We start from the raw sequence: 6,465 nt of genomic DNA on the forward strand, positions 1-6,465 counted from the left end.
CCCGACACGTCCGGGTCCCGGGCCGGGGGGCGCGGGGCGGCGCGCGCGCCGGGGGGTCAGCGCTTGGCGTCCGCCCACTCGCGCTGCCGGTCCAGGTCGGCGCGGAAGTCGGCGAGCTGGGCCGCCACCGCCGAGGGCGCCGTACCGCCCTTGCCGTCGCGGGCCGCCAGGGCGCCCGGCACGTTCAGCACCTCGCGCACCTCGGGTGTCAGGTGCTCGGAGAGCGCGGCGAACTGCTCGTCCGTCAGCTCGTCCAGCTCGATGCCCGCGCTCTCGCACTCCCTGACGCAGGCACCCGCGACCTCGTGCGCCACCCGGAAGGGGACGCCGCGCTTGACGAGCCACTCGGCGACGTCGGTGGCCAGCGAGAACCCGGCGGGGGCCAGCTCGGCCATCCGGTCGCCGTGCACGGTGAGGGTGGCCATCATGCCGGTGAACGCGGGCAGCAGCAGCTCCAGTTGGTCGAGGGAGTCGAAAACCGGCTCCTTGTCCTCCTGGAGGTCGCGGTTGTAGGCCAGCGGCAGCGCCTTGAGCGTCGCCATCAGACCGGTCAGGTTGCCGATCAGCCGCCCGGACTTGCCGCGGGCCAGCTCCGCGATGTCGGGGTTCTTCTTCTGCGGCATGATCGACGAGCCGGTCGAGAAGGCGTCGTGGAGCGTGACGAAGGAGAACTCCTTCGTGTTCCAGATGATGACCTCTTCGGCGATCTTCGAGACGTCCACGCCGATCATCGCCGTGACGAACGCGAACTCCGCCACGAAGTCGCGGGAGGCCGTCCCGTCGATGGAGTTCGCCGCGCTGCCGCCCTCGAAGCCGAGATCGGCGGCGACGGCCTCCGGGTCGAGCCCGAGGGAGGACCCGGCCAGCGCCCCGGAGCCGTACGGTGAGACGGCGGTGCGCGCGTCCCACTGGCGCAGCCGCTCGGCGTCCCGCGCGAGGGCCTGCGCGTGCGCGAGGACGTGGTGCGCGAACAGGACGGGCTGCGCGTGCTGGAGGTGGGTGCGGCCCGGCATCGCGACGTCGGGGTGCGCCTCGGCGAGGCCCACGAGAGCGCCCTGCAGGTCGGCCAGCAGGCCGCCGAGGACGCGGGCGTGGTCGCGCAGGTACATCCGGAAGAGCGTGGCCACCTGGTCGTTGCGGGAGCGGCCCGCGCGCAGCTTGCCGCCCAGGTCCTTGCCGAGGCGTTCCAGCAGGCCGCGTTCCAGTGCCGTGTGCACGTCCTCGTCGGCGAGGGTGCCCTGGAAGGCGCCGGAGGCGACGTCCTGTTCGAGGGCGTCCAGGCCGTCGATCATCTGGCGCAGCTCGTCGGCGGTGAGCAGGCCCGCCGTGTGGAGGACGCGGGCGTGGGCGCGGGAGCCCGCGAGGTCGTACGGCGCCAGTCGCCAGTCGAAGTGGACCGACGCGGACAGCTTCTCGAGGGCCTCGGCCGGGCCGTCGGCGAAGCGGCCGCCCCACAGGCGGACGTCTTCGTTGTTGCTGGTCACTGCTGGGTGCTCCTGCTCCTGTGGTGGTGGGAGTACCCCGGCCCCTCTCCTTCGCCTTTCCCTGCGGGCGCGCCGCAGAGAGCAGTGGAAGGGAGGGGCCGGGGCAAGAACGTCGGCTACGCCTGCTGGTCGCGCTTGGCGGCCATCTTCGAGGAGAGGCCGAAGATCTCGATGAAGCCCTTCGACATCGACTGGTCGAAGGTGTCGCCCGTGTCGTAGGTCGCCAGGTTGAAGTCGTACAGCGACTGCTCGGAGCGCCGGCCCGTCACCACGGCGCGCCCGCCGTGCAGGGTCATCCGGACGTCGCCCGACACGTGCTGGTTGGCCTCGGCGATGAAGCCGTCGAGCGCCCGCTTCAGCGGGGAGAACCACATGCCGTCGTACACCAGCTCGGTCCACCGCTGCTCGACCTGCCGCTTGTAGCGGGCCAGTTCGCGCTCGACGGTGACGTTCTCCAGCTCCTGGTGTGCGGTGATCAGCGCGAGGGCGCCGGGGGCCTCGTAGACCTCGCGGGACTTGATGCCCACCAGGCGGTCCTCGACCATGTCGATCCGGCCGATTCCCTGGGCCCCGGCCCGCTCGTTGAGCTGCTGGATCGCCTGGAGCACGGTGACGGGCCTGCCGTCGATGGCGACGGGGACGCCCGCGGAGAAGGTGATGACGACCTCGTCGGCCTCGCGCGGGGTCGCGGGGTTGGAGGTGTAGTCGTACACGTCCTCGATCGGGGCGTTCCAGATGTCCTCGAGGAAGCCGGTCTCGACGGCGCGCCCGAAGACGTTCTGGTCGATGGAGTAGGGCGACTTCTTGCTCGTCGCGATGGGAAGGCCCTTCTCCTCGCAGAAGGCGATGGCCTTGTCCCGGGTCATGGCGTAGTCGCGGACGGGCGCGATGCACTTGAGGTCGGGAGCCAGGGAGGAGATGCCGGCCTCGAACCGCACCTGGTCGTTGCCCTTGCCGGTGCAGCCGTGGGCGACGGTGCCGGCGCCGTGCTTCTCGGCGGCTGCCACCAGGTGCTTGACGATGGTGGGCCGGGACAGCGCGGAGACCAGCGGGTAGCGGTCCATGTAGAGCGCGTTGGCCTTGATCGCCGGGAGGCAGTACTCGTCGGCGAACTCGTCCTTGGCATCCGCGACCTCGGCCTCGACGGCACCGCAGGCCAGCGCGCGCTTGCGGATGACGTCCAGATCCTCGCCGCCCTGGCCGACATCGACGGCGACGGCGACGACCTCGGCACCGGTCTCTTCGGCGATCCAGCCGATGCAGACTGAGGTGTCAAGGCCGCCGGAGTAGGCGAGTACGACGCGCTCGGTCACTGGCTTCTCCTTACGTGCATGCGCTGACTGGTATAAGTATGCACTCCCTCGTATGTTTCGTCAACGCGCGCCTGACCTGCGACGACTCCCCCGCACCCGCTCAGAGGCGGCCCTTCAGCTCCTCCTCCAGCACCCGCGTGTGACCGATCGAGGGATCCTTCACGGCGGTGACCAGCGTGAGGGTCCCGGCTCCTGACGCGGTCGCCAGCAGTGCGTCGAACGCGCGCTCGCCCTCCTCGGTGGCCAGCTCGGCCCGGTACCGCTCGGCGAACTCCTCGTAGCGGTCGGGATCGTGCCGGTACCACTTGCGCAGCTCGGTGCTGGGCGCGACGTCCTTGTTCCAGTCGTCCAGCGCCGCCTTCTCCTTGGACTCACCGCGCGGCCACACCCGGTCGACCAGCACCCGGACGCCGTCGGCGCCGGGCCGGGCCTCCTCGTAGACGCGCCGCACCTGGATCTTCGTCTGCTTCTTGGCTGCCATGACGCCAGCGTGCGCGGACGAGCGGCATCCACGCATGTTGACGGTGTTCACATTGCCCCGTTAGCTTACCGCCATGGCTGACTTCCCGAGTCTCGCGCGGCAGATGTGGCACCAGCTCGAACCCGTCTACGCCTCCGTCTACTTCGCTCCCCAGGTCGCCGCCGAGACCACCGCACTCGGCTACCACACCACCGAGCGCTGGCCGGCCTACTTCGCCCTGCGGGCCGCCCCACTCGGGCCCGCGACGCCCGAACTGGTGACGGCCGTCTTCTACAGCTTCAGCCCGCGCACGGTCGCCACCCACGTGCCGGCCGCCTGGCGGACGGCCGCGCCCGAGGCGGTTCTGGCGGCCCGCACCCGGGGCGTGGACGCGGCGCTGCGCGCCGTCCTCGGCAACCGGATCGCCGAGGACGGCCTCATCGAAGCGGCGGCGCTGGCCAGAAAGGCCGCCGAGGCCGCCGACCTGGCCGGGCGCCCGCTCGCCGCCGCCAACGCGGCGCTGCCCTGGCCCCAGGAGCCGCACCTGGTGCTGTGGCAGGCTGCGAACATCCTGCGCGAGCACCGGGGCGACGGCCACCTCGCCGCGCTCCTGACCGCCGGGCTGGACGGCTGCGAGGCGCTGGTCTCCTTCGCCTCGATCGGCGCCGCGCCGGTGGGCAACTTCGCCTCGCGCGGCTGGAGCGCACAGGAGTGGGCCGCCGCCACCGAGCGGCTCGCGGCGCGGGGGCTGGTGGACGCGGACGGGGCCGCCACCGACGCCGGGCGGGCCCTGCGCGACGAGGTGGAGCGGCGGACGGACGAGTTGGCGGCGGCACCATACCGCGCCCTCGGTGAGGAGGCCTGCGCACGGCTGGCGGAACTGAACGCTCCCGCGTTCACGGCCGTCGTCTCCTCGGGTCTGCTGCCCTCCCACTCGACGCTGGGCATCCTCACCGTGCGGGCGCCCGGGCCCCGGTGACGCCGTGCGGCGTCCTCCTCGCATCCGGCGAGCGACGGCCCCGTCGGACACGCCGCGCCGGTCCGGCTCCGAGGGGCGTCCGCGTCAGGTCCGCCCGCCCAAGGGCGCGAGCGGCTCCCTGCTGAGCGCGATCATCGCGGCGTCGTCGTCCAGGCTGCCGCCGGTGTGGGTGAGCAGGTCGTCCCTGACCCGCTGGACGACGGTGCGAGGGTCCTCACCCGCACACGCGCCCAGGCGTTGCGAGAGGGGGTAGAAATCCCCCGTGCCGTCCCGGGCCTCGATGACCCCGTCGGTGTACAGCAGGAGCACGTCCCCGGCGTCCAGCGAGAAGGTGTCGATGCGGTAGTCGGCGTCCCCGAAACCCCCCAGCCCCAGCGGCGTCCCGGGCTGCCGCGCCGGCAGCCCGGTGACCTCGTGGCCGCGCAGCAGCAGCGGCGGCGGGTGCCCGCAGTTGACCACCCGGACCACCGGCTCGTCGTCGGGGATCTCCAGGACCGCGGCGGTGACGAAATCCTCGACGACCTCGATGACCTCGCCGGGCTCGTCGGGCTCGTCGGCTGCCTCGTCGGGCTCGTCGGGCTGTGGGCCGTGCGCGGAGCCGGGGGCCCCTGGCTCCGCGGCGGAAGCACCTGCGGCCAAGCCGTCGCTCGCGCCGGGTGCCGCAGGCCCGGGCCCGGCGGACCCGTCCGCGGTTTCGCCGAGCGCCCGGCTGAGGCTGCGCTCCAGGTCCCGGGTGAGCCCGGCGAGGTCCGCGTGCCGGTGGGCGGCCTCCCGGAAGGCTCCGAGGACGATCGCGGCGTCGCTGACGGCGGCCAGGCCCTTGCCGCGTACGTCTCCGATGAGCAGACGGGTGCCGCCCCGTACCCGGGCGGCGGCGTACAGGTCGCCTCCGATCTGCGCCTCGGCCTCCGCCGCCAGGTAGACCGAGGCGAGCCGGAGCGGACCGATCCGCCCCGGCAGTGGCCGCAGGATCACGCTCTGGGCCGCCGCGGCGACGGACCTGAGCTGGGTGAGCTCCCGCCCGTGGCGCTCCCGTACGGAGCAGAAGACCGCGATGACGACCGTGACGAGGGCCAGCGAGAGGACCTGGAGCTCGTGGTTGAGGCTGAGCCAGCCGCGCCGGGTGACCCCGATGAACAGCTGCGCCACCACCGCGAGGGCGCCGACCCCGGTGACGAGCCGGGCGCCGCCGATGGCCGCGGCGACGGCCGGTGCCGCGACGAGCAGCGGCCCCAGGTGCACGTCTCGCGGCGCGAGGATGTCGACCACCGTGACGGCCACGATCAGGCCCAGCGGCAGTGCCAGCAGCGCGTGACGCCCCTGCCACGACCGACGGAGAGCTGACAGAAGCTGCGCGGGCCGCACGCCTCCAGATATACACCGCCTCCGAGCAAGCCGCCCGATATGCACCGCCTCCGTCCGAGCAGGCCGCTCGATACGCACCGCCTCCGGGCAGCCCGCTCGCCGCCTCCGGGCAGGCCGCTCACCGCCTCCGGGCAGCCCGCTCGCCAGGCCGCTCGCCGTCATCGGCGGGCTGCTTTCGCGCTGCGGTCCCGCCAGACGGCGGATCTGCTGTGCGTGACCGCCGGCCGCGGCCGGTGATCACCGTGGGTCACATCGCGAGACGGCCTTGCGCGGGCGCCCCACCAGGGCGTTGTCTTCCCGCGTGCGAACCGAACAGCAGAACGCGTCCCCGGACTCACCCGACTCCTCGGGCTCCTCCGACACCGCGGCCGAGCAGCGCGGCGCGCGCCGCGCGGTGACCGTCTTCCCCGTGCTGGTCCTCCTGGCTGGCGTGCTGGGCCTCCTCGCGCCCGGCGCCTTCGAGGGCGGCGGCGAGGCGGTGCCGTACCTGCTCGGCGTGGTGATGTTCTGCATGGGCGTCACGATGACGCCGCAGGACTTCCGGGGCGTGGCGAAGCGGCCGTGGGCGGTCGCGCTCGGGCTGGTCGCGCACTATGTGCTCATGCCGGGGCTCGGCTGGCTGGTCGCCCACGCGCTCGACCTGTCCCCGCAGCTGGCCGCCGGTGTGATCCTCGTCGGCTGCGCGCCAGGTACGTCACGACGTTGSRGSSGGACGTACCTGGCGCGCGGCGACGTGGCGCTGTCGGTGTCGGTCGCCACGGTCTCGACGGTGGTCGCTCCCCTGGTGACGCCGCCGCGAGCGCGCCCGAGACGTTGTGCCACACGGAGAAGACCGCGGCCGGCAGCGCGGCCAGCGGGCTGAAG

Annotated in this window: 5 protein-coding genes and 1 pseudogene; 2 read left to right on the top strand and 4 right to left on the bottom strand. The window is 73.1% G+C overall.

The genetic code is table 11. The annotated features are described in order from the left end of the window. Nucleotides 1-56: 56 nt before the first annotated feature. From argH to AB8Z75_RS28915, 3 genes are all read right to left on the bottom strand, one after another. Complete coding sequence (gene argH, locus AB8Z75_RS28905; protein ID WP_369207084.1) at nt 57-1,484, bottom strand: argininosuccinate lyase; 1,428 nt, start codon at nt 1,482-1,484, stop codon at nt 57-59. Nucleotides 1,485-1,600: 116 nt separating this feature from the next. Then, on the bottom strand, nt 1,601-2,797 hold the full coding sequence (locus AB8Z75_RS28910; protein WP_369207086.1) for an argininosuccinate synthase: 1,197 nt from the start codon (nt 2,795-2,797) through the stop codon (nt 1,601-1,603). A 100-nt stretch (nt 2,798-2,897) separates the two neighbouring features. Next, nucleotides 2,898-3,278, bottom strand: coding sequence for a DUF488 domain-containing protein (locus AB8Z75_RS28915; protein WP_369207088.1), 381 nt, complete (start codon nt 3,276-3,278; stop codon nt 2,898-2,900). Between the two features lie 73 nt (nt 3,279-3,351). Between AB8Z75_RS28915 and AB8Z75_RS28920 the strand changes: the two genes are divergently transcribed. Beyond that, a complete protein-coding gene (locus AB8Z75_RS28920; protein WP_369207090.1) occupies nt 3,352-4,236 on the top strand; it encodes a hypothetical protein in 885 nt (294 codons plus the stop codon). Between the two features lie 84 nt (nt 4,237-4,320). On the opposite strand, the gene AB8Z75_RS28925 is transcribed toward AB8Z75_RS28920, so the two are convergent. Beyond that, nucleotides 4,321-5,601, bottom strand: a complete 1,281-nt coding sequence (locus AB8Z75_RS28925; protein ID WP_369207092.1) for a PP2C family protein-serine/threonine phosphatase — start codon at nt 5,599-5,601, stop codon at nt 4,321-4,323. Nucleotides 5,602-5,902: 301 nt separating this feature from the next. On the opposite strand from AB8Z75_RS28925, the pseudogene AB8Z75_RS28930 reads away from it, so the two are divergent. After that, nucleotides 5,903-6,397: pseudogene (locus tag AB8Z75_RS28930) on the top strand (bile acid:sodium symporter family protein); the annotation flags it as partial. Nucleotides 6,398-6,465 lie beyond the last annotated feature (68 nt).

The organism is Streptomyces sp. PU-14G, assembly GCF_041028275.1.
Lineage (GTDB): Bacteria > Actinomycetota > Actinomycetes > Streptomycetales > Streptomycetaceae > Streptomyces.